Here is a 21,340-nt window from a genome sequence, read left to right as displayed (position 1 = left end):
CTCTTAGTCTAAAATTGTTTTGACATCTTTTACTGTCCTGTTTATACTAAATATACAAAACTTAAATTATCGGAAAATAGTGAATGGTGGTAAGTTTTGAACAACAATACACTAAAAGGAGGAAGTAGTATGGAAAATCGTTCGCAGTGGGGAACGAGAGCTGGTTTTATATTAGCGGCAGTGGGTTCGGCAGTCGGGCTTGGTAATATTTGGCGCTTTCCTTATGTCGCATATGAAAATGGCGGCGGGGCATTTTTTATCCCCTATTTGTTCGCGCTATTGACCGCTGGTATTCCGATTTTAATCTTGGAATTCACGATCGGTCATAAATATCGTGGATCGGCACCATTATCTTTTTTCCGTTTGAATGGAAAAAAGACAGAATTTCTAGGTTGGTGGGGGATATTTGTATCCTTTGTCATATCCACTTATTACGCCGTGATTATTGCATGGGCCATGAAGTACACGATTTATTCGTTTAGTTTATCTTGGGGAAAAGACCCTGAGGCTTTCTTCTTTGGGGACGTCTTAAAAATAGCGGATAACCCGGGAGAAGTTGGAGGTTTGGTTGGAGGAGTAGCATTGCCGCTGTTGCTCGTCTGGGCGATTTGTTTTATCATCTTGCTGGGCGGAGTCAAGAAAGGGATCGAGTTGGCGAATCGGATATTTATTCCTGTCCTATTTATACTCTTTTTATTCGTCGTCATTCGTGCGATTACTCTTGACGGAGCGATGGTAGGTTTGGATGCTTTCTTCAAACCGGATATTGATAAGTTATTAAGTCCGCGTGTGTGGGTCGCGGCATATGGACATATTTTCTTTAGTTTATCGATTGCGTTCGCCATCATGATAACATACTCCAGTTATTTGCCGAAGAAATCGGATATTACAAATAACGCATTCATCACGGGGTTTGCAAACTCTTCAGTTGAATTGCTTGCAGGAATCGGGGTCTTCGCAGTGCTGGGATTCATGGCGACTTCACAGGGTGTGGATGTGGGAGACGTTGCTTCGGCTGGAGTAGGTCTCGCCTTCGTCGTGTTCCCGGAAATCATCAATCAAATGCCAGGAATGAACGGGATATTCGGTGCATTCTTCTTCCTGTCACTTGTGCTCGCCGGTCTGACCTCTCTCATTTCGATATGTGAAACATATATCGCAGGAATGGCGGATAAATTCAATATTTCGAGAAGACGTTCTGTGTTCATTGGTGTCGGACTTTCGGGATTAATCTCTATGCTATATGCGACGAAAGGCGGTTTATACTTCCTCGATGTAGCAGACTACTTTATCAACCAATTCGGAATTGCAGTCATCGGACTTGTAGAAGTCATCTTGCTGGCTTGGGTTTTCAGAAAACTCGGTGTTTTCGAACAACATGCCAATGCGGTGTCTGATATTCGTTTGGGCTGGTGGTGGAAAGTTTCATTGACATTCATTACACCGGTTGTACTTGGAACGATGCTGTTCTTCCTGATTAAAGACAATATCGCTGAAAACTATGAAGGCTATCCTACTTCATTCTTATGGACAATGGGTTGGCCGGTTGCTATCGGTGCATTCGTGATGTCGATTGTTTTCACTTCACTGAAATGGAAAAACAACACGCGTGTTGCTACTGATTACGAAGAAGACAAAGGAGGGCTTTAAATGGATACAGGAATGAGCGGCTCTGCTATTCTTATGATGTTAGTCGGTGTGATCATCATCTGGGGTGGTCTGTTTTTAAGCATCTTCTATGCCTCTGTTCTGACTAAATTCAAGAAAAAGTTTAAGGTTGAATAAAAAATACGAAACGTCTGCAGCCAAAATTGCTGCAGACGTTTTTTGGTCTGGCGCGCTTCTTGCCAAACTGTCAGGAGGGCAATCCCAATTGAAGATTTTCAGAATTTATGTTACATTGGCATGAGTAGAATCTATGATCAGAATGGAGTCGGTAGCGTTGTCCTGTAGACCTGAAACCGGAAGAAAATCAGAGCATATTAAGAAGCCCGATTGGCTGAAGATTAAGCTGAACACCAATGAGAACTATACAGGTTTAAAGAAGTTAATGCGCGAGAAAAATCTACATACAGTTTGCGAAGAAGCTCGTTGTCCGAATATTCATGAGTGTTGGGGCGAGCGTCGAACTGCTACATTTATGATTTTGGGCGCTGTATGTACAAGGGCTTGTCGTTTCTGTGCAGTTAAAACAGGCTTGCCAAATGAATTGGACACTGCCGAGCCAGAGCGCGTGGCAGATTCAGTTGAGTTGATGAATTTGAAACATGTTGTCGTGACTGCAGTTGCACGTGATGATTTGAAAGATGGCGGTTCTGCTATTTTTGCAGAGACGATCCGTGCCATTCGCCGTAAAAATCCATTCACAACAATCGAAGTCCTGCCATCTGATATGGGAGGAGATCGTGATAATTTACAGCGTCTGATGGATGCGAAGCCAGATATATTAAATCACAATATTGAAACCGTGCGCCGGTTAACGCCTAGAATCCGAGCGCGTGCCACGTATGATCGCTCATTGGAACTATTGGCTCGTGCTAAAGAGATGTACCCAGTAATTCCAACTAAGTCGTCATTAATGGTGGGACTCGGTGAGACTGTTGAAGAGATTATTGAAACAATGGATGATCTCCGCGCACATGATGTGGATATCATGACAATCGGTCAATATTTGCAGCCGACCAAAAAGCATGCGAAAGTGGTAAAATACTATTCACCAGACGAGTTTGGTGAATTACGCAAAATTGCAATGGAAAAAGGGTTCTCCCATTGTGAGGCAGGACCACTTGTGCGCTCAAGCTATCATGCGGATGAGCAGGTCAATGCTGCTGCTAAAGAAAAGCAACGTCAAGGTGACAAGCAGCTTGAGTTAGAACAGCAAGCGAGCAGTTAATATGGAAGTGAAGAATCGAATGGTTATTTTAGAGAATGTACAATATGAGCTAGCAGAAGAGTTTCGGGACGGCTTTGATGAAGAGGCACTGAACGAACGATTCAGTGAAGTATTGTTGAAGTATGATTACATCCTTGGCGATTGGGGATACGGTCAATTGCGATTGAAAGGTTTTTTTGAAGACCGCAATGCAAAATCGACTTATGAAACAAAGATCAGCACCGTTCAGGATTATATTTATGAATACTGCAATTTTGGCTGTGCGTATTTCATTTTGAAGAAGATTGGTAAAGTAAAAACCGAACCACAAGAAACTGAGTAAAATAAAGTGAGAGCTGCGAGCAATTGCCCGCAGCTTTTATTTGTTTGGATGAAAATATGATAAGATAGAAAGAGAAAAATGATGAGGAGGAATACAGATCATGTATTTTGTCGATCAAAAACAAATCAGAAAGACACTTGCTTATATGGAAAAATTAATTCAACTTTTCGAAAAGGAAAACAGCTGGCAACAAAGCGAAATAAATAAACTTGCACTTGAGCGTATTGCGCACGGTTTAATAGAAGGAATTATCGATGTAGGGAACTCGATGATTGATGGATTCATTATGAGAGATCCGGGAAGTTACGATGACATCATCGATATTTTAGAGGATGAAAAAGTGATTAAGCCGGAACAAGCGGATCCTTTGAAAGCATTAATTTCCTTACGACCTATGATTGTACGTCAATTTGTTGAAGTAGAAACAGCAGAAGTAGAAACGGCTATCCGAGAAACGTCAAACGAACTAAAACAATTTCCGAAGCAAGTACGGGATTATTTGACGAATGAACTAGGACCAGTTTCTGCGTTTCTGCCGACGGAGTAATGGGTATGGGAGAGTATAAGGCATATTGTCTCGATTTGGATGGCACAATGTATCGTGGTAAAGAACCTATTGTTGAGGCGGTCGATTTCGTAACTGACTGTCAGGCAGAAGGCGCAGAAACATATTTCATTACGAATAATGCGGCTTTGACACGGGCCGCACAGCAAAAGAAATTAGCTGAATTTGGTGTGCTGACAGATATTGATCATATTATGAATTCAGCCATAGCACTTGCTAGATATTGTAAACAATATTATGCAGGGGCAAGTGTCATGATGATAGGCGAGGAAGGGCTGGAAGAGGCATTAGAGGCGGAACAAATTACGCTTACAACGAAAAACCCAGACGTTGTAATGATGGGGCTTGACCGTCAAATTACTTACAGCAAATTAGCGGAAGCTTGTCTTGCGATTCGAAATGGCGCTCGCTTTTTAGGGACCAATCAAGACGTGAAATTTCCGACTGAAAAAGGTCTCGTACCAGGAAATGGTTCGTTTCTTCATTTGATGGAGGTCGCTAGCGGCGAAAAACCTATCGTTGTAGGAAAACCAGAGCCGCATATGCTGCAGTTTATTCAGCAGCAAGGTGCATATGAAAAGGAAGAAATGGTAATGATCGGGGATAATTACGATACGGACATTTTAGCAGGGATACGCTATGGAATAGACACGGCGTATGTAGCGACAGGTGTGACTCCGCTGGATGAGGTGCTGATAAAAGAGTTGCTGCCGACCTATGTACTGTCTTCACTAGGGGATTGGCCAAAAAAATAAGCATAGTGCCCGTAGAGAACTATGCTATTTGCTATATGATTAAAAAAGCGGATTTTCTTCAATGAATTGATAAATGCGTGCTGTCAATTCGTCAGCAGTATCCGCTTCGACAAGTTCGCCGTTGACGATTGCGTATAAAGTATCTGTACATTTTGTACAGTAGCTCAAGCATCCGTATTCTAGTACATCAATGTTCGGGTCTCTTTCTAATGTCTCAAATACCGGATAAGAACCACTCGCCAAATTACTGATGCAAAACTCTACGATAGGGTTCATCATTCTCACCTCGCTACTAGAAATGGTACTCTTTTTTTAGAGAGGCGTCAATGAACATGGCATATTGTGAAAAGTATCACAAACTGCTATAATAACAAATGAGCTTTGAGCGGAAAATAGACATAGAAGGAGAACATTATGAGGAAATTATTGTTACTAGGTGCCGGTTATGGAAATATGCGAATTCTACTTCGTCTCCTAAATAAGGATTTGCCGAAAGATATAGAAATCACACTTGTCGACAGGACACCATTTCATAGTTTGAAAACGGAATTTTATGCGTTGGCTGCAGGAACAGTGCCTGATTCTGAAATTCGGGTAGCTATTCCTAACCATGAACAATTGAAAGTAGTAGAGGGCGAGATTAAAGAAATTAAGCCTGGTGAAAAAGAAGTGTTGCTAGTTGACGGCCAAACACTTACGTATGACGATTTAGTGATCGGCTTAGGTTGCGTAGATAACTTCCACAACGTCCCTGGCGCGGAAGAAAATACGCTGAGCATTCAGACAATCGGCAAGTCAAGAACAACGTATCAAACGCTTCTAGGTTTAAGTGGTGGAGCAACTGTAGGTATTGTAGGGGCAGGTTTAAGCGGAATCGAGCTGGCGAGCGAATTGCGTGAGAGTCGTCCTGATCTGAAGATTAAACTATTTGACCGCAGCCCTCGGATTCTGCGCGATTTTCCAGAACGTTTGAGTAAATATGTAAAGGATTGGTTTGACAAGCACGAAGTAGAAGTGGTCGCCAATTCGAATATCACGAAGGTAGATCAAACCGTCCTTTATAATCATGAAGAGACGATTGACGTGGATGCGGTCGTTTGGACTGCAGGTATTAAACCGAGTCAAATAATTGAAGCAATGGACGTTCAAAAGGATCGTTCAGGACGAGTTGTACTCAACCAATATCACCAGATACCAAACCACACGAACGTTTATGTCGTTGGTGATGTTGCTGCTCTTCCTCATGCACCAAGTGCACAGTTGGCCGAGGTTCAAGCAGAGCAGATAGTACAAGTGTTGCGTCTACTCTGGAAAAATGAGCCGCTCATGGAGGAAATGCCGGAGTTGAAATTAAAAGGGTTCATGGGTTCATTAGGAAAGAAACAAGGATTTGCATACTTGGCCGATCGTACAGTCACGGGTCGAATTGCTCGTCTGATGAAATCAGGTTTACTGTGGATGTATAAGTGGCACAATGGATAATACTAAAAAGGTCACTCATGGAGCGTAAAACTCTGTCGGTGGCTTTTTTATTATCTTGAATCGCGGAGGAAATAGCGTTGTTTTTTTGCTTGAAGAAAAAGAGTGGAGAAGTAATGACAGGGCCGCCTTTGGTAGATAATTATCTATATCGTTTGTGGGGAAGAACGTTTCATAACAGAGGAAGCTACAGGACAAGCTGCCGAAATGTTGCGAGAGAAATATGGCTGGACTATCTATGTCAGAGTGGCATAAAGTATGAAGGAGCTGCTCAGACAGCTCCCTTTTGCTATTTGATTTGGCGCGTTTTTAAAGTCAGTCTACATTGTATAGATCGTGTAGCAGATCGAAACATTCTCGTAATGGTTCTCAATTATTCAGTCCCATTATCAATTTATCCTGCATGATAACCGTGCGTTTCCATTGCTTTAAAAACTGGTTTTAACTGGATATATCCTTCGCCGATCACCTCGTCTTCAATTAGGACGAGTGGATAAAAATACTCGTCATCTCGGACTTTTTCTGCAATTTCTCTCTGCCGGTCATCAGATAGTTCATTGTCGATATCAATGTACGTGATGGTGAAAGGTTGGTCAGGATACTTCCTTGCAATTGCGGCTTCAAGCCATTCGTACGTGTCTTTTGAAGAAGGAGCGTTCACACAGCTGGCACAGATTATATCTGCACCAAACACTTCAATTGTAACGGGTGTTTGTGACATATTCATCAATCCTCCGAATCATTATTGGATTTTTTCTGCTCGGCAGTTTATAATAAGTATTATAAGGAAAGGAGAGAGTGATTACAATGACAACAGATACTCAACTATACGAACCGGTTAAAGAAGTTTTAGATAAATTACGGCCATTCCTCTTGAGAGATGGAGGAGACTGTGAACTTGTAGATATCGATGAAGGAATCGTCAAGCTGCGCTTACTAGGTGCATGTGGTACGTGCCCAAGTTCTACAATCACACTTAAAGCAGGCATCGAGCGCGCTTTGCTTGAAGAAGTGCCAGGCGTCGTGGAAGTCGAACAGGTCTTTTAAATTAATTATGAAAGCCGTGCAGGGAAGTCAATACTTCTCAGCACGGCTTTTTTTAGCTAATCAATCATTGCTTTCAGATTCTTCCCCGCGAATTTCCTGCCACCGATCCTTCGCGAGCTCGATAAGATGGGGCTCGGTCGATCTTTTCTGACTTTCGATTACACGTGAGAAATTGCGAATTGCTTCTTCCCGATCGCGTATACGCCAAGATAATTCGGCTATCATATACTGTACGCGTGTCTCCGACATTTGGGTACCAACATGATCGCCTTCTGAAAATGCTTGTATATAGAGGTCACGTGAAATTCTTAAATAGCGTTTTTCGTTGGCATCATCTTCTGCTTCTCGATAGATCCAGGCAATTCTCAACATCATACCAGCCATTGTCAAATACTTTTCTTTCTTAAAGTTCGCACTTAAATACGCAAGTTTATACGACTCGATGGCTTCTTCTTTAGTACGGATACTGCCGAATGAACGACTATGCCATTTTGACGTAATGTTTTTTTCAATCATCTCTTTTGTGCCTGGAGCAAAATAAGGGGAAAAGTCTTCAGTAGATGCAAAGCCGCAGTGAGGACAAACGGCAACATTATATAAAAGAGGATTAATTTCCTCATTGACGTATATAGGTCTAAAATCGCTATCATGCTCTGCTACCCTAACTTGACGCGAACGGATTCTAGTAGTTGGAAAATGCTCTTTGCACAATAAACACTGCATTTTCTTTTCGTAAAAAGGGCTAACCTCCAATATACTCATTCCTTTCATTCATAAGTCTTAGTATACAGCAAAATAGACCTATAGCGGGGACTATTTGTTTGCATTCTAATGAAAAAGATTGATATGATAGAACAAAACGTGGAAAGTGAGTGTGAATAATGAATAATCCAGTTGAAATTACAGAAGCAGCAGCATTTCACGTGAAGAAGATGATGACTCATAATGAAGAAGAAGGCTCTTATCTGCGCGTTTCCGTCAATGGCGGAGGGTGCAGCGGATTAACATACGGTCTAGGCTTTGCGCAGGAAAAGGAAGAAGATGACGTGTCGTATACACAGCACGAAATCCCAGTTCTTGTAAAAGGTGAAGATGCAGCGATTTTAGAAGGAACTAAAGTGGACTACAAAGAATCCCTAATGGGCGGCGGTTTCACCATCGATAACCCGAACGCCATTGCAAACTGTGGATGTGGTACGTCTTTCCGAACAGCTAAGAAAGCAGGAACTCCTGCTGAATGTGATTGATGAACCGTTTTGTAAATGTTGGGTGCGGATTGTAATTGGCGGTTAGAATTGATGTGTACACAATCCCGGAAAAGTGTAAACACAACCCTAAAGTAATGTGTTTAGGGTTGTGAATATCGAGCCTTTTTGATTTGTATGTTGCTAAAACAATACAAATTAAGGAGGCTTTTTTATGTCGTTGAATAAAGGTATCCAAGTATTAACTTTGAGCAAGTGATTGACCTTGTCATATCTGCTAAGAGTGCAGAGGGTCTTAGACCATGGATATTGAAGGATTATAAAATGTATTTAAATTTAATTTGGTCTTTTTGACTACAAACCCCACTTTACTATATAAACTTATTTTTTTAGACTAAATACCGAAAGTACATTTTTGATTTAAAATAAGGGGTTAAAAACTATATTCCAAGATGTAGAAAACGAGTTATGGAAAGTTATTCAAAATGTAAATGATGAGATGAAATATTAATGTTATAAAAATGTGGTAAATTTCCTTTATGAGAAATCTTAGAATGAATAGAGAAAAATTTATATAATTCTTGCTTTGAAACGAAAAAATAAAAAACGGGGTTGTGAAGTTTAATGGATGTGGATAAAAGTCAATACATTGATCAATGTATTATAAAATATGAATCAATTATAAATAATGCAAAAGAAGGAACGGCACAAGATAATGAAGTATTAACAGCAATTACTAAATCGATGTCATTTGGTCTGTTAAAAACCAACTACGATATATGGTTAGATGAGTGCTTTTTACATCAAGACTGGCAAAAGTGGAATAATTTAATTTTCCAGCAAATGCGTTATCAATTACTTCCGGGATGTAGCGGAGGGTATGACCATTGTCAAAATTCCTTACATATTTTAGAGGCATTCGCTTGCGGGGATAACAAAATAATTGAGCGCATTCTCCCATCCGAACTGGGGTTAACTAAAAATGGTTACCCGTTTTATGTTGTGATGAGCAATCTCTTGAGGGCAATTTGGTATAGGGATGAAATACTTTTGCTAAAAGCGCTCTATGCTGCCGAAAAATTTGTTGGCACAAAGAAACCACAATGGGAGCGTTCAGTAGTTGCATTTCTGCTTTCATTACATAAAGAAAATGTCGAGGCAATGGGGAATCATTTACAAAATTTGTGTTCAGGATACATGCGTGCAGATTTCAGTAAAGCGATGAAACAACTATGTGTGCCTGCACATGGTCTTTATTGTTTGGCACAAAACTTATTGCCCGCAGAAATATTTCAACAGATAAAAATGCCTGAACACAAGAACTTTTCTCAAGGATTTGCAAAATGGAGAAATGAAAATCCGCACCCTGTTTTAAATTTATACTTTGAATATCCTGCGCCTCTGGAAATCCTCAATCAAATTTATGTGGCCCCAGTTGCTAAAAGCATTATTTCACAACCATATCTTCATAGCGATAATCCTTATCATTCTCCGCAATTAAAGAAAAAATGGTTTCTTGATGAGGAGGCAATGCTAATAGCCTTTGTTGAAAATGTATAAACTTTCTTTTTTAACTCATGTTATAGAATTATGTGAAATTGTCTGTTTTAGGTATATTAAACAAAATAACTGAAGAAAAATGGAAATGACATGTTGTACTTACACGAATTGAAAATTTCAATGAAGCGTCTAAACATCCTCGAGAATGGCTTTTCCACATTAGTTAGGCTACAATAGAATCAAATCATACAGGCAAGGAATACACAATCCGGACTGTGATTGAAACCTATAAATTGTTTATAATAGCCTGAAAATGCATGTGGCTCACTAGTCGAAATTGATTATTTGCACAATAAGAATCCTATTGAAAAGCATGCGCAAAAAGGCTACTATAAATAGGGAAAGCAAAATCATATCAAATCTAAATGCCAGCACTTCGTAAAACTATGTATTGCCTATTTTACACGTACTCGGCATTTAATAAATTTAAAGGTGGTTTCGATTTACGTGAAAAGACCGACAATCTTAGTTTTGGGTGCAGGATACGGTGGTTTGATGACCGTTGTCAATTTACAAAAATCATTAGGTGCAGATGAAGCTGATGTCATCCTCATCAATAAAAACGACTATCACTACGAGTCTACTTGGTTGCATGAAGCGGCTGCAGGAACGTTGGCTCCTGAGCAAGTGCGTTACGATATTGCAAGCGTCATTAATAGCAACAAAGTGCAATTCGTCAAAGCTGAAGTGACGGGAATTGACGTAAAGAACAAGAATGTGACGACAAACATTGGTTCACATACATATGATTATCTTGTGATTGCACTTGGTTTCGAGGGTGAAACGTTTGGTATTCCAGGGCTTGATAAATATGCTCTATCGATTGCAAACGTAAAAGCAGCTCGCCAAATCCGTGATCATATGGAATACCAATTTGCGACTTGGTCTCTTGAAGAAGAGAAAGACGACAGCCGTCTAACGATTGTTGTGGGCGGGGCTGGCTTCACAGGTATTGAATATCTTGGTGAATTAGGTAACCGTGTCCCTGAATTATGTAAAGAATACGATGTGCCTGCTGAGAAGGTACGCATTCTATGTGTAGAGGCTGCGCCAATGGTCTTACCGGGCTTTGATCCGGAACTTGTTGAATATGCAGTACGTCAATTAGAATCTAAAGGGGTAGAATTCTCTATCGGAACTCCGGTTGTGGAAGCGACTCCTGAAGGCGTTAAGATAAAAAAAGGCGAAGATGAATTTGAGTTCATCAAAGCTGGTACAGTTGTATGGGCTGCAGGTGTTCGCGGAAACCGTATGATTGAAGAATCGGGTATTGAAAACATGCGTGCTCGAGTAAAAGTAGACAAAGATTTGCGGGCACCTGGCTTCGAAGACGTCTTCGTAATCGGCGACTGTTCTCTAATGATCAATGAAGCGATCAATCGTCCATATCCACCGACTGCTCAAATTGCGATGCAGCAAGGTGATATGTGTGCGAATAATATCATTGCTCTGATTCAAGGCAAGCAAACCGCTGAATTTGTACCGGATCTAAAGGGAAGCGTATGTTCACTTGGCGATTCCGATGCAATCGGTGTTGTGTTCGATAAGAAAATCACAGGCACAAAAGCATCATTCATGAAGAAAATGATTGATAACCGAGCGCTCTTTATGGTCGGCGGAGTCGGCTTGACGATAAAAAAAGGGAAGTTCAACTTCCTGAAATAAAAAAATGGAAAAGCACTCGCAGCTGCGGGTGCTTTTGACTTGTAGATGAAAATACTATCAAGCGGTAAAGATACCGTTGACCTACCTTCCAGGCGGACGCCTTGCGGTGAGCTAATCCCGCTGGAAAAGCGAAGCGTTACGAGCATATCTAAGCTCTAAATTCCGGAACCCTAAACCCTGTATATCATTCCTGCATTATAAAACACACGCTTTTAAAAGTGCTTTTTTATAAGTATGATATAAAGTCAACTCTGATGAGTGATTTAGCAATCAAATCATTTTGTTGTTTTTTAAGATTTAATGACAACTGAAAAAATTGTCTCCATACTCTGTCTCATTCTATTGAAAGCATTCATCCTATCCTGTAAAATGTGGAGTGATGAACTGGAGGTAAACGACAATGCAAACGATATCTATAGCACAAGTGATGCTATCGATCTTGATATTTATTGTTATGTTTTTCGGCATCGGCTTTTTGTTGAATATGCTGTTGCGCATGACATGGCTTATGGCAATCATTTATCCGATCGTGGTCATTTTCATTATTGATGATGTACCGATGTATCAATACATCACGAAACCTGGCTTTGCGTTTGGTGAGCTGGGAAGTAATATTATGTCCCTTCATGTGGTAGATATCGTGATTCTATCAAGCGGACTGGTAGGGGCGATCATTGCGGGATTCGTCATTAAAATATTACGCAAGCAAGGGTATCAGATGTTTTGATGGATGAATCGTTACATATCTAAAACCCCCAAACCTATAGTGGTTTGGGGGTTTTTATGATGATTGACACTCATAAAATCACGGTATACGTGAAAATTGAAATCGCGATACCTGTTAAGGCGCCAAAGAACACTTCGCTCGGTTTATGGCCGAGTAAGGTCTTCAACTCCTTCATTTTTGTCTCATTGTCCTTCTTAGGCCAGTCTTTTATATCCTCTACAAATATTTGAAAATCTGCCCGCATTTGATTAATAATAATGGCCTGCTGCCCCGCTTGATAGCGGATTCCTGTCGCATCAAACATGACTATGACTGCGAAAATTGCGGACACAGCAAACAATGGAGATTCGAGACCAGTTTCAAACGCAATGGCAGTGGTCAAGGCAGTGACCGCGGCGGAGTGCGAGCTGGGCATCCCTCCTGTAGATGTCATTAAGCCGATATCGAGTTTACGTGTTAATAAAAAATGAATGGGAATTTTTACAAATTGAGCAAAAAGAATGGCGAATAACGCTGCGAGGAGCGGTATGTTTTCAAAAATGGCCAAATGATTCCACTCCCTTTCGGTCGGTATATTGAGAACAAGTATACCATAATCTTTCTGAATCGATGCAAAAAACAATAAACCTTGTCATTGGTACAGTGAATCTGACTAGTCTATACTAATAAAGTGTAGCTGTATAAAGAGAGGGGATATCATCATATGATTACAGTTGAAACCGCATTAACAATTGACCAGCAAGAGGTTGATGTACTGATTATTGGAGTGCCCGACCACCCGGAAAATATAGAAGGCTGGGATGCATTCGTGAAAGCGTTTCATCCATCTGTACCGGATTGGATAAAATCACATGATATTCAACAAGATTTTAAGCAACTAACGAAAATGCCTGCTCTTTCTGAGAAGAAATACAAGCGTGTATATTTTATGGGAGTCGGCAAGCAGAAAGAATTGGCGGAACAACCGCTTCGTGAATTATTCGCTGCCGTAGGAAAGCAGTTGCGCAAGGATCGAGTAAAAACAGCAGCAGTGTGGACGGCTCCTTTTTGTAATGACGACATTACCTGTGAAGATGTTGTCTACTTGGCATCTGAAGGTATCAGCCTAGGTGCATATGAGTATGAAGGTTTTCAAACGACTTCCAATGAAATAGATGTGGCACTCTCTGCCGTGACATTCATCACGACAGCGGATGAACAAAGTGTTAAAGCAGCAGGCGAAGTGGGCATGATTTATGCGCATGCTGTGAATGAAGCGCGGACACTTGTCAATGTCCCACCTAATTTATTGACGCCGACTAAAATGGCCGACTATGCCCGCGAATTGGCAGATAGCTATGACCTGGAGATTGATGTCCTTGGCAAAGCGGAGATGGAGGAGCTTGGTATGGGTGCAATACTGGCCGTTAACCAGGGATCCGTAGAAGAACCCCAGCTTATCGTCTTAAAATATCAGGCGACCGAACAATGGGAGGATGTCATTGGATTGGTCGGTAAAGGCATCACATACGACACGGGCGGATATTCGTTGAAGCCCCGTGAAGGCATGGTAGGTATGAAAGGGGATATGGGCGGCGCTGCGGCTGTTCTTGGTGCAATGTGCATCATTGGGGAGTCGCGACCGAAGAAAAACGTCATCGCGGTCATCGCATCGACTGATAATATGATTTCTGGTGCTGCATTTAAACCGGATGACGTTATTACTTCATTGAGCGGTAAAACGATTGAAGTATTGAATACAGATGCAGAAGGCCGTCTCGTGCTTGCGGATGCAGTGACCTATGCCAAGCAAGCCGGTGCTAAATACTTGATTGATGTAGCGACGCTGACAGGCGGTGTCATTGTGGCGCTAGGTAACGACAAGACAGGCACATTGACGAATAACGAAGACTTTTATACTCAATTTGCCGAAGCGGCAGAGGAGACAGACGAATTCATTTGGCGTCTTCCACTTACGGAAAATGATAAGAAACGTATTCGCAAAAGTGATGTTGCAGATTTGAATAACTCACCTGGTCGCGACGGCCATATGATTTTCGGAGGCGGGTTCGTAGGCGAATTTGCAGAAGAAACGCCGTGGATTCACTTGGATATCGCTGGTACGTCTGACGCAGCAAGTCCTCATGCGTTAGGACCTAAAGGAGCAACAGGTGTCATGGTGCGCACGCTTGCGACCTTTATAGAACGTCTTGCGGCAGAACAAGAGGAATAACTTTAATTAGGCATTTGACCCAAACCCTTTTTTATCTTGGGCATAGGATACAGGGAAAGGGGGAGCATGTTATGTCAAGAGGTCATTACAGAGGCGGTTATGGATCAGGTGGAGGTGGATTTGGCGGAGGCTATGGATTCGGTGGTCCATTTCTCGGCGGCTTGGTCGGCGGATTTTTAGGAAATGTCATTTCTCCAGGCTATGGATATGGGGGCTATGGCGGTGGCTACGGCGGTTATGGTGGCGGCTATTATCCACAGCCTTATCCTTTTTATCCTCCTTTTTATCAGCCATTCTATCCATACTTTTAAAGAAAAAACACGCATGGAGGATCAATCCTCCTGCGTGTTTTTTGCTATTTCCGCTCTTTTCTTTTCAACCTCGTCCTTCAAATCATCTCCAACTGTCAATTCGGTAGGTTTCACGCCTGACATATAGGCAGCGCGTGCCATCAAATGACCGCCGATCGGAGAGGTGATGAACAAAAACGCAATCCCTAATAATAACGAGATACTGAAATGTCCTTCATTCCACCAAAAATGAAAGAAGACACCGAGCAACAGACTCATGACACCGAGCGTGGCGCTTTTCGAAGCAGCATGCGCACGAGTATAAGCATCAGGAAGCCGCAAGACTCCAATGACCGTGACAATCGTAAAGATGATTCCCACAACGACGAGTGACACAATAATAATATCAGCTATCAGATCCACGTTCGATAATCTCTCCTCTCTCAATAAATTTAGAGAAGGACACAGTACCAATAAACGACATGATGGCAATTAATAATATCACGTCGATAAAGAATGGCGTGTCGAATAGGATAGACAATAGCGCGATTGAAGAGATCAGCATGACACCAATCGCATCGAGCGCGATGAGCCGGTCAGGAACAGAAGGGCCCCGCCATACACGGTATAACAACCCGACCATCGATAAGATGACCAATACTAAACAGACTGTATAAAAAATAATCATCCCCGACTCACCTCCATAATCGCTTTCTCAAATGTGTTTTTAATGGAATCAATCGCTTCATCGACATCGTCCACATCAATTGCATGAATATATAGCGTCCGCTGATCATCCGAAACATGAATGACAATCGTTCCAGGTGTTAACGTAATCAGACTGGACAAAAGTGTGATTTCCCAATCTTGCTCCAGTTCAGTAGGCAAGGCAAAAATCATAGGCTGAATCGATGACAAGTCCGGTTTAATGACCAACAGTAAAACCGAGATATTAGACAACACCAATTCCCTTAGGAAGATAGCGGTCAATTTAAGCGCTGACCACAGACGCCAAATATATAGGCGACCTGGGAAAAAGCGTCGAGTCATAATGATGAGAAGCAGACCAATGATATATCCAATAACGAATGTAGAAGGTGTCAATGAACTTGTCATGAACATCCAAACGACTGCAATGAAGAAATTTAAAAGTATCTGAAAAGCCATTGACCTCTACTCCTTTAACACCGCATTTATATAAATGGAAGGATCACGTAATACATCAGACGCATCCGATATATAGGGCATGAGCCATTCCGTACCGACACCATACGCTACCGTAACAAGCACGAGCAATACTGCTGGCGCCATCAATTGGCGGTATGTTCGCTTACTCGTAACAGGCAGCGGATAATCGGGATTTTGAGGACCCCAGAAAGCATATATGAAAATCCGGATGACAGACAGCAAAACAACTAAACTGGAAACCAAGAGAACGATGCTACCAAATGCATTGTCTGCTTCAAAGCCCCCTTTGACGATCAATAATTTCCCAATGAACCCGCTCAGAGGGGGAATACCCGCTAAACCAAACGCTGCAATCAAATAAAACCATCCTAGTGCAGCGTGCGACTTAATCAGCCCGCCCATCTCCCGCAAATTCGAAGTACCGGTCACGTAAATGATGATTCCGATTAAGACAAACAAAGCGGCCTTAATCAACATATCGTGAATCAAATAATAGACAGCGCCTTCTAAACCGGATGTATTCATTTGCGCTACACCGAATAAAATGACACCGACTGCTATAACGATGTTGTAAATGATAATTTGTTTTAAATCAAAATAGGCAAGAGCCCCGATACAACCCGCCACAATCGTCAGCAATGACAGGACGAGCAAAAATTGATGCGTAAATCCGATATCATGGACGAAAAACAACGTATATGTACGCGTGATGGCATACACACCGACTTTTGTCAGAAGTGCGCCGAATAATGTCAAGACAGGAATCGGCGGAGCGGCATACGATCCAGGTAACCAGAAATAAAGGGGAAAGATCGCACCTTTGATTCCGAATACAATTAAAAACAAAATTGCGAGGACGGAGATGATCCCCGGCTGGTTTATCTCTGCTATTTTCACCGAAATATCCGCCATGTTCAACGTACCGACAATAGAATATAAATAAGCAACGGCGATGACAAATAGCGCTGAAGATATGACATTAACCAAAATGTATTTAATGGACTCCCGAAGCTGTCTCTTTTCGCCGCCTAATACGATGAGTAAGTAAGAAGCGATGAGCAAGACTTCAAAGAATACAAACATATTGAAAATATCACCTGTCGTAAAAGCACCGTTAATCCCTGTGATCATGAACAATATCGCAGGGTAATAGAAAAAACGTTCTCTCTCGATTCCGATGGATTGGAAACTATACAACACTACAAAGAATGTTATCAAAATCGTAGTGGTAACGAGCAACGCGGAAAACATATCCGAGACCATCGTAATTCCGAACGGTGCAGGCCAGCTTCCAAGTGTCACGGTTTGGATTCCTTCTGCTTTTACTGTTACAAGCAGCCAAATCGAAGCAACGAGACTAAGAGTCAATCCGATCACTGTCAAAACTCTCTGGATGACTACCTGCTCTTTGAAAAACAATAAAATCATCGCGAAAAAGAAAGGAATAATGATCGGAAATAAAAGAAGATTAATCATGTTCATCATTCCCTCTCAATTCATTCATATTATCTGTTTTATGGACCGAATACATCCGGTACGCCATGACGAGGATGACGGCGGTCACACCGAAGCTGATAACAATCGCTGTTAAGATCAGCGCTTGCGGCAAGGGGTCTGCAAAATCAGTCACCCCATCAATCAATACAGGAGGCGCTGAGCCGCCGAGTCCTCCCATCGTCAAGATGAGCAAGTGCGCACCATGACTGAGAAGGCTGGTACCTAAAATAACTTTCAATAAACTTCTTGAAAGTATTAAATAGACGGCTGCCGTAAACAAGATACCAATGAGGATTGCAAGCAATAGTTCCATCAGTCGTCGCCTCCAATCGATTGGATAATCGTAATGGCAGACCCGACTACTACTAAATAGACACCGCTATCAAACAACATCGCTGTATGAAGTGACGTTTCACCAAAAAGCGGTAAGGTGAAGTCGTCGAATGCATGTGTGAAAAACGGAACATTGAAGAAAATTGATCCGGCAGCAGTACCTAATGCCAGCAATAAACCGATCCCCGTAACTATAGTGAAGTTGAAAGGCAAAATTTGTTGAATCGTCTTCAAGTCAAATGCCAGAAGCAACAGCACGATAGCACCCGTTGTCAATAGGCCGCCTACGAATCCTCCGCCGGGCGTATAATGTCCCGCGAAGAAAATATGAATAGAGAACAGGAAGATGATGAAAAACACTACTTTGGTTGTGGTCTGCAAAATGACGTCATTTGTTTTCATCTGTTGTCTCCTTTCTCGATACACGCAGGCGAATCATGCCAAGAACCGCAATCCCTGCAATCGCAAGTACTGCGATTTCAAACAATGTATCAAAACCACGGTAATCCACGAGAATGACGTTGACGATATTACCGCCGCCCGCCTCAGTCGCTACCGTATCCTTATAATACTGAGAAATCGAAGGTATCAATTTTTGAGAGTGGCTGGAAAGGGCAACCAACGTCACCATTACACCGACACTTAAAGAAATAATCAAATTGACAACTTTGGTTTTCTTCGTTTCACCATGCTCATTTAAAGCAGGTAAATGTTTGAATGCCAACAAGAATAACGCGACCGAAACGGTTTCGATCACCAGTTGCGTCAATGCCAAGTCTGGTGCTTTGAAAATGACGAAGAATAGCGCAACAGAATAGCCGACACCGCCAAGTGCGATGATCGCAGCCAAGCGTGACTTTGCGAACACAACAAACCCGATAGATAACAAGAGAATGACCGCATTCAACGCACCATATAGCGTGATCGCCGCAAAGCTATTCATATCGACGACAAATGCATCTTTAATGAACAGTACAGCAATGACCGTGACAGATAAAAACGCAAACATATAAAGTAAATACGTGCGTATAAGACCTGTCATATAGGCACGGGACAAGCGGTTCATCCCTTTTTCGCTGCCGCGCATCAAGGCATCATAGCCTTCATTCAGAGACAGCTTGGCAGGCTGAAGCTTATAGAGCGGCTGCCATTTTGGAATGGTCAAATAAAGTAATGAGCCGACAATGACAATGGCAACTGTCAACCATAGCCCAACCGATCCGAAACCATGCCATGCCAAAACGTGGATATCAATATCAGCAGGACTGCCGTACAAAGTAGGCTGTACTGCCATTACAGCAGGTTTAATGACCCATTTTCCAAGTACATTTGGAATGAAGAAAATAATGATCACCAAGCTTGCTAAAATCATCGGTGCAACGAGCATGCCAATCGGCGCTTCGTGCGGACGTTTCGGCAGCTGATCCACTTTACCTTGACCCAAGAACGTCTTCAAGACGAAGTATAGGCTATATGTAAAGGTGAATACGCTTGCAACCCAAGCGACAATCGGGAACAAAATACCCCACGTATCAAACTGGAACAATTCAAAATGTCGAAGAGCTACCATTGATTCTAAAAACATTTCTTTACTTAGAAACCCATTAAACGGTGGCAATCCAGCCATCGATAATGAACCGATCAAGGCAACGGTAAAACTTAACGGCATAATACTCATCAATCCACCGAGCTTCCGAATATCCCGCGTGCCGGTTTCATGATCGATAATCCCTGCAATCATGAAGAGACCGCCTTTAAACGTCGCATGGTTAATCAAATGGAAAATTGCCGCGTATGTAGCAAAAGCGAACATGGCTTCCGTCGTATGATAGGAGATGGCTCCTGCACCGAGCAACGACATGATCAAACCGAGCTGACTGACCGTCGAAAAGGCTAGAATCGCTTTCAAATCGGTCTGCTTTACAGCGAAAAACGAGCCCCAGAACAACGTCAGTAAACCAATTCCGGTTACGAGCCAAATCCAAGTGGAGGAAGTCCCGAAAATCGGTGTGAAACGCGCCACCAAGTAAATTCCTGCTTTAACCATTGTGGCGGAGTGTAAGTACGCACTGACAGGGGTAGGTGCTTCCATTGCATCGGGTAACCAAATGTAAAAAGGAAATTGTGCTGACTTCGTAAAAGCGCCAAGTAAAATCAGTATCAGAGCCGACGTGAAATACGGATGACTCACTAAGTCAGGTGCTTGTGCTATTAACTCTCGAATAGAGAATGTTTCCCCCATTATACTAAGTAGGATAAAGCCCCCAAGCATCATCAATCCACCAAAAACTGTAATCATCATGGATTTCAATGCACCAAACCGAGATTTATCACGCGTATACCAATAACCGATTAATAAAAATGAGGAAATGGACGTTAATTCCCAAAATAAATAAAGCGTCATCGTGTTGTCTGACTGTACAACCCCCAGCATGGCTGTCATGAAAAGGAGCAAGTAAACATAAAAGCTGCCCAGGTTTTCTTTTTTCTTATCCATATAAAAAATGGAGTACAATACAACTAACGAACCGATGCCAGTAATTAATAATGTGAATAATAAGCTGAGACCATCTATGTATGAAGTAAACGCGATTCCAAGCGTGGGAATCCATTTTATTTCAGAAATAGCATGACCGCCATCCATCGTCAAAGGGATGAAGCTCAGGTAGTATCCGAACAACACTAGAGGAACGAGTAAAACGAACCAACCGGTATGTATACCTTTAATGTATTTGTAAGCAAAAGGAACAAGTATTGCGAATACAAAAGGTAAAAAAATCAATAACACGAATTCCAAGAGAATCCTCCTTCCATCCATATTTTTTAAAGTATAAAAGTCCAGTAACCTATACGTGGACGTAATTGTAAGTATAGCGCAAAACATTTCAAATTGCATAGACAACATCTGACCAATTATTGCTTTATTCGACTTCCTTCTTATATTATTAAGAGGGCAAAAAAAATTTTTGAGGTGTCTAATGAAAAATCCGTATTTGTTTGGTTACTTACCATTTGTAACCGTTGTTCTGTTCAGTTTAACTTTCGGTGTATACAGTGTGGGCGAATCAATTATCTTTTTTAAGGAAATCGGTCTCTACCAAGGAATGCGAGAGTTCTTGTCTGATTTTCAACTCCGTATTTTCTTATTGACGATGTATACATTATTATTCTTTATGGTATTTGCAGCGCTGAAGTTGATCGCGACGACGATTCACGAGACAGCGCTACTGTTTTTCTTAAAAGAAGAGTCGGAAGGTTCTTACAGTGCGTCGAAATCCGGAGCTGTTATTTATTTTGTTGGGGCACTTGTTTCCGCGTTTGGCATTCAGTCTTGGAAAGCCTTAGTGTTGATTTTTATCGTGACATCCTTCGTTTATTTCATATATGTCGTCTATAAATTAAGTCCATTCATGTCGCTGACTCATACTGTCGGCTTAATTTTCTTCCAGATTGTGATTTGGAGTGTCTTATTGGCAGTCCTCATCTACATCGTCATCCGTCTGTACAATGGGTTGCTGGCAAGTATTCCATTATCAAATCCGGTTAAATGAAAAAACAAGGCTGTTAGAAAATCAATGTACTATGATTTTCTAACAGCCTAT

General features: G+C 41.8%; 26 protein-coding genes. 15 read left to right on the top strand and 11 right to left on the bottom strand.

What is annotated here, in order from left to right; translation table 11 throughout:
* Positions 1 to 129 precede the first annotated feature (129 nt).
* The 6 genes from H7J92_RS01540 to H7J92_RS01515 all read left to right on the top strand — a co-directional run bounded on the left by H7J92_RS01540 (position 130) and on the right by H7J92_RS01515 (position 4,535).
* Positions 130 to 1,650 carry a sodium-dependent transporter gene (locus H7J92_RS01540; protein ID WP_078818048.1) on the top strand — a complete coding sequence of 507 codons (1,521 nt, stop codon included), beginning with the start codon at positions 130 to 132 and terminating at the stop codon, positions 1,648 to 1,650.
* Positions 1,651 to 1,785, top strand: coding sequence for a methionine/alanine import family NSS transporter small subunit (locus H7J92_RS01535; protein WP_246602399.1), 135 nt, complete (start codon positions 1,651 to 1,653; stop codon positions 1,783 to 1,785).
* Positions 1,786 to 1,927: 142 nt separating this feature from the next.
* A complete protein-coding gene (lipA, locus tag H7J92_RS01530; RefSeq protein ID WP_050804709.1) occupies positions 1,928 to 2,893 on the top strand; it encodes a lipoyl synthase in 966 nt (321 codons plus the stop codon).
* Between the two features lie 19 nt (positions 2,894 to 2,912).
* The gene (locus H7J92_RS01525; RefSeq protein ID WP_040759712.1) at positions 2,913 to 3,215 is read left to right on the top strand and encodes a YutD family protein; all 303 of its coding nucleotides are present in this window, start codon (positions 2,913 to 2,915) and stop codon (positions 3,213 to 3,215) included.
* A 100-nt stretch (positions 3,216 to 3,315) separates the two neighbouring features.
* Entirely contained in the window at positions 3,316 to 3,762 is a 447-nt protein-coding gene (locus H7J92_RS01520; RefSeq protein WP_221835101.1) for a DUF86 domain-containing protein, read from the top strand.
* A 5-nt stretch (positions 3,763 to 3,767) separates the two neighbouring features.
* Positions 3,768 to 4,535, top strand: coding sequence for a TIGR01457 family HAD-type hydrolase (locus tag H7J92_RS01515; RefSeq protein ID WP_340759783.1), 768 nt, complete (start codon positions 3,768 to 3,770; stop codon positions 4,533 to 4,535).
* 39 nt (positions 4,536 to 4,574) lie between these two features.
* Here H7J92_RS01515 and H7J92_RS01510 read toward each other — a convergent pair whose 3' ends face one another.
* Complete coding sequence (locus tag H7J92_RS01510; protein ID WP_040759434.1) at positions 4,575 to 4,811, bottom strand: YuzB family protein; 237 nt, start codon at positions 4,809 to 4,811, stop codon at positions 4,575 to 4,577.
* A gap of 138 nt (positions 4,812 to 4,949) precedes the next feature.
* Between H7J92_RS01510 and H7J92_RS01505 the strand changes: the two genes are divergently transcribed.
* Positions 4,950 to 6,017, top strand: coding sequence for an NAD(P)/FAD-dependent oxidoreductase (locus H7J92_RS01505; protein ID WP_009498103.1), 1,068 nt, complete (start codon positions 4,950 to 4,952; stop codon positions 6,015 to 6,017).
* 391 nt (positions 6,018 to 6,408) lie between these two features.
* Here the strand turns inward: H7J92_RS01505 and H7J92_RS01500 are convergent, their stop codons facing one another.
* A complete protein-coding gene (locus H7J92_RS01500; protein ID WP_040759404.1) occupies positions 6,409 to 6,735 on the bottom strand; it encodes a YuzD family protein in 327 nt (108 codons plus the stop codon).
* 86 nt (positions 6,736 to 6,821) lie between these two features.
* On the opposite strand from H7J92_RS01500, the gene H7J92_RS01495 reads away from it, so the two are divergent.
* A complete protein-coding gene (locus H7J92_RS01495) occupies positions 6,822 to 7,061 on the top strand; it encodes a NifU family protein (protein ID WP_009498020.1) in 240 nt (79 codons plus the stop codon).
* A 60-nt stretch (positions 7,062 to 7,121) separates the two neighbouring features.
* On the opposite strand, the gene H7J92_RS01490 is transcribed toward H7J92_RS01495, so the two are convergent.
* Positions 7,122 to 7,823, bottom strand: coding sequence for a DUF2225 domain-containing protein (locus H7J92_RS01490; protein ID WP_245799509.1), 702 nt, complete (start codon positions 7,821 to 7,823; stop codon positions 7,122 to 7,124).
* A 119-nt stretch (positions 7,824 to 7,942) separates the two neighbouring features.
* Between H7J92_RS01490 and H7J92_RS01485 the strand changes: the two genes are divergently transcribed.
* The 4 genes from H7J92_RS01485 (at position 7,943) to H7J92_RS01470 (ending at position 12,218) form a co-directional block, all read left to right on the top strand.
* Positions 7,943 to 8,308 carry a HesB/IscA family protein gene (locus tag H7J92_RS01485; protein WP_221835097.1) on the top strand — a complete coding sequence of 122 codons (366 nt, stop codon included), beginning with the start codon at positions 7,943 to 7,945 and terminating at the stop codon, positions 8,306 to 8,308.
* 582 nt (positions 8,309 to 8,890) lie between these two features.
* A complete protein-coding gene (locus H7J92_RS01480; RefSeq protein ID WP_221835095.1) occupies positions 8,891 to 9,826 on the top strand; it encodes a hypothetical protein in 936 nt (311 codons plus the stop codon).
* Positions 9,827 to 10,273: 447 nt separating this feature from the next.
* Positions 10,274 to 11,491 (top strand): NAD(P)/FAD-dependent oxidoreductase, encoded by a 1,218-nt coding sequence (locus H7J92_RS01475; protein ID WP_221835093.1) that lies wholly within the window; start codon positions 10,274 to 10,276, stop codon positions 11,489 to 11,491.
* Positions 11,492 to 11,891: 400 nt separating this feature from the next.
* Positions 11,892 to 12,218 (top strand): YuiB family protein, encoded by a 327-nt coding sequence (locus H7J92_RS01470; RefSeq protein ID WP_078818054.1) that lies wholly within the window; start codon positions 11,892 to 11,894, stop codon positions 12,216 to 12,218.
* 70 nt (positions 12,219 to 12,288) lie between these two features.
* Here H7J92_RS01470 and H7J92_RS01465 read toward each other — a convergent pair whose 3' ends face one another.
* Positions 12,289 to 12,765, bottom strand: a complete 477-nt coding sequence (locus H7J92_RS01465; RefSeq protein ID WP_221835091.1) for a divergent PAP2 family protein — start codon at positions 12,763 to 12,765, stop codon at positions 12,289 to 12,291.
* Between the two features lie 156 nt (positions 12,766 to 12,921).
* Here H7J92_RS01465 and H7J92_RS01460 point away from each other — a divergent pair, with 156 nt between their 5' ends.
* Entirely contained in the window at positions 12,922 to 14,430 is a 1,509-nt protein-coding gene (locus H7J92_RS01460) for a leucyl aminopeptidase (protein ID WP_221835090.1), read from the top strand.
* A 71-nt stretch (positions 14,431 to 14,501) separates the two neighbouring features.
* Positions 14,502 to 14,741: a hypothetical protein gene (locus H7J92_RS01455; RefSeq protein ID WP_221835089.1), complete on the top strand. Its 240-nt coding sequence runs from the start codon at positions 14,502 to 14,504 to the stop codon at positions 14,739 to 14,741.
* Between the two features lie 21 nt (positions 14,742 to 14,762).
* On the opposite strand, the gene mnhG is transcribed toward H7J92_RS01455, so the two are convergent.
* From mnhG to H7J92_RS01420, 7 genes are read right to left on the bottom strand one after another with little or no spacing between them, the layout of a single operon-like run.
* A complete protein-coding gene (gene mnhG / locus H7J92_RS01450; RefSeq protein ID WP_078818058.1) occupies positions 14,763 to 15,143 on the bottom strand; it encodes a monovalent cation/H(+) antiporter subunit G in 381 nt (126 codons plus the stop codon).
* Positions 15,127 to 15,408, bottom strand: coding sequence for a Na(+)/H(+) antiporter subunit F1 (locus H7J92_RS01445; protein ID WP_009498012.1), 282 nt, complete (start codon positions 15,406 to 15,408; stop codon positions 15,127 to 15,129). The genes mnhG and H7J92_RS01445 overlap by 17 nt, the downstream gene beginning before the upstream one ends.
* Positions 15,405 to 15,887 (bottom strand): Na+/H+ antiporter subunit E, encoded by a 483-nt coding sequence (locus tag H7J92_RS01440; protein WP_078818059.1) that lies wholly within the window; start codon positions 15,885 to 15,887, stop codon positions 15,405 to 15,407. The genes H7J92_RS01445 and H7J92_RS01440 overlap by 4 nt, the downstream gene beginning before the upstream one ends.
* Before the next feature lie 6 nt (positions 15,888 to 15,893).
* Entirely contained in the window at positions 15,894 to 17,384 is a 1,491-nt protein-coding gene (locus H7J92_RS01435) for a Na+/H+ antiporter subunit D (RefSeq protein WP_281422242.1), read from the bottom strand.
* Positions 17,377 to 17,718 carry a Na(+)/H(+) antiporter subunit C gene (locus H7J92_RS01430; protein ID WP_009498009.1) on the bottom strand — a complete coding sequence of 114 codons (342 nt, stop codon included), beginning with the start codon at positions 17,716 to 17,718 and terminating at the stop codon, positions 17,377 to 17,379. Before H7J92_RS01430 ends, H7J92_RS01435 begins: the two co-directional genes overlap by 8 nt.
* Positions 17,718 to 18,140 carry a Na(+)/H(+) antiporter subunit B gene (locus H7J92_RS01425; RefSeq protein ID WP_078818061.1) on the bottom strand — a complete coding sequence of 141 codons (423 nt, stop codon included), beginning with the start codon at positions 18,138 to 18,140 and terminating at the stop codon, positions 17,718 to 17,720. The genes H7J92_RS01430 and H7J92_RS01425 overlap by 1 nt, the downstream gene beginning before the upstream one ends.
* Entirely contained in the window at positions 18,127 to 20,535 is a 2,409-nt protein-coding gene (locus H7J92_RS01420) for a Na+/H+ antiporter subunit A (protein ID WP_281422241.1), read from the bottom strand. Before H7J92_RS01420 ends, H7J92_RS01425 begins: the two co-directional genes overlap by 14 nt.
* Before the next feature lie 181 nt (positions 20,536 to 20,716).
* Between H7J92_RS01420 and H7J92_RS01415 the strand changes: the two genes are divergently transcribed.
* The gene (locus H7J92_RS01415) at positions 20,717 to 21,289 is read left to right on the top strand and encodes a YufK family protein (protein WP_221835087.1); all 573 of its coding nucleotides are present in this window, start codon (positions 20,717 to 20,719) and stop codon (positions 21,287 to 21,289) included.
* The last annotated feature ends 51 nt before the right edge of the window (positions 21,290 to 21,340 follow it).

The organism is Sporosarcina aquimarina (assembly GCF_019748715.1).
GTDB lineage: Bacteria > Bacillota > Bacilli > Bacillales_A > Planococcaceae > Sporosarcina > Sporosarcina newyorkensis.
This window is presented reverse-complemented; position numbering and strand designations above follow the sequence as displayed.

Bases quoted from the DNA above. Each gene is read 5' to 3' on its own strand.
- lipA (WP_050804709.1), top strand. From the start codon at position 1,928: ATGGAGTCGGTAGCGTTGTCCTGTAGACCTGAAACCGGAAGAAAATCA.
- H7J92_RS01525 (WP_040759712.1), top strand. From the start codon at position 2,913: ATGGTTATTTTAGAGAATGTACAATATGAGCTAGCAGAAGAGTTTCGG.
- H7J92_RS01425 (WP_078818061.1), bottom strand. From the start codon at position 18,140: ATGAAAACAAATGACGTCATTTTGCAGACCACAACCAAAGTAGTGTTT.
- H7J92_RS01490 (WP_245799509.1), bottom strand. From the start codon at position 7,823: ATGAGTATATTGGAGGTTAGCCCTTTTTACGAAAAGAAAATGCAGTGT.
- H7J92_RS01470 (WP_078818054.1), top strand. From the start codon at position 11,892: ATGCAAACGATATCTATAGCACAAGTGATGCTATCGATCTTGATATTT.
- H7J92_RS01445 (WP_009498012.1), bottom strand. From the start codon at position 15,408: ATGATTATTTTTTATACAGTCTGTTTAGTATTGGTCATCTTATCGATG.
- H7J92_RS01435 (WP_281422242.1), bottom strand. From the start codon at position 17,384: ATGATTAATCTTCTTTTATTTCCGATCATTATTCCTTTCTTTTTCGCG.
- H7J92_RS01505 (WP_009498103.1), top strand. From the start codon at position 4,950: ATGAGGAAATTATTGTTACTAGGTGCCGGTTATGGAAATATGCGAATT.
- H7J92_RS01495 (WP_009498020.1), top strand. From the start codon at position 6,822: ATGACAACAGATACTCAACTATACGAACCGGTTAAAGAAGTTTTAGAT.
- H7J92_RS01440 (WP_078818059.1), bottom strand. From the start codon at position 15,887: ATGGCTTTTCAGATACTTTTAAATTTCTTCATTGCAGTCGTTTGGATG.
- H7J92_RS01480 (WP_221835095.1), top strand. From the start codon at position 8,891: ATGGATGTGGATAAAAGTCAATACATTGATCAATGTATTATAAAATAT.
- H7J92_RS01430 (WP_009498009.1), bottom strand. From the start codon at position 17,718: ATGGAACTATTGCTTGCAATCCTCATTGGTATCTTGTTTACGGCAGCC.
- H7J92_RS01500 (WP_040759404.1), bottom strand. From the start codon at position 6,735: ATGTCACAAACACCCGTTACAATTGAAGTGTTTGGTGCAGATATAATC.
- H7J92_RS01455 (WP_221835089.1), top strand. From the start codon at position 14,502: ATGTCAAGAGGTCATTACAGAGGCGGTTATGGATCAGGTGGAGGTGGA.
- H7J92_RS01510 (WP_040759434.1), bottom strand. From the start codon at position 4,811: ATGAACCCTATCGTAGAGTTTTGCATCAGTAATTTGGCGAGTGGTTCT.
- H7J92_RS01415 (WP_221835087.1), top strand. From the start codon at position 20,717: ATGAAAAATCCGTATTTGTTTGGTTACTTACCATTTGTAACCGTTGTT.
- H7J92_RS01540 (WP_078818048.1), top strand. From the start codon at position 130: ATGGAAAATCGTTCGCAGTGGGGAACGAGAGCTGGTTTTATATTAGCG.
- H7J92_RS01520 (WP_221835101.1), top strand. From the start codon at position 3,316: ATGTATTTTGTCGATCAAAAACAAATCAGAAAGACACTTGCTTATATG.
- H7J92_RS01485 (WP_221835097.1), top strand. From the start codon at position 7,943: ATGAATAATCCAGTTGAAATTACAGAAGCAGCAGCATTTCACGTGAAG.
- H7J92_RS01515 (WP_340759783.1), top strand. From the start codon at position 3,768: ATGGGAGAGTATAAGGCATATTGTCTCGATTTGGATGGCACAATGTAT.
- H7J92_RS01535 (WP_246602399.1), top strand. From the start codon at position 1,651: ATGGATACAGGAATGAGCGGCTCTGCTATTCTTATGATGTTAGTCGGT.
- H7J92_RS01460 (WP_221835090.1), top strand. From the start codon at position 12,922: ATGATTACAGTTGAAACCGCATTAACAATTGACCAGCAAGAGGTTGAT.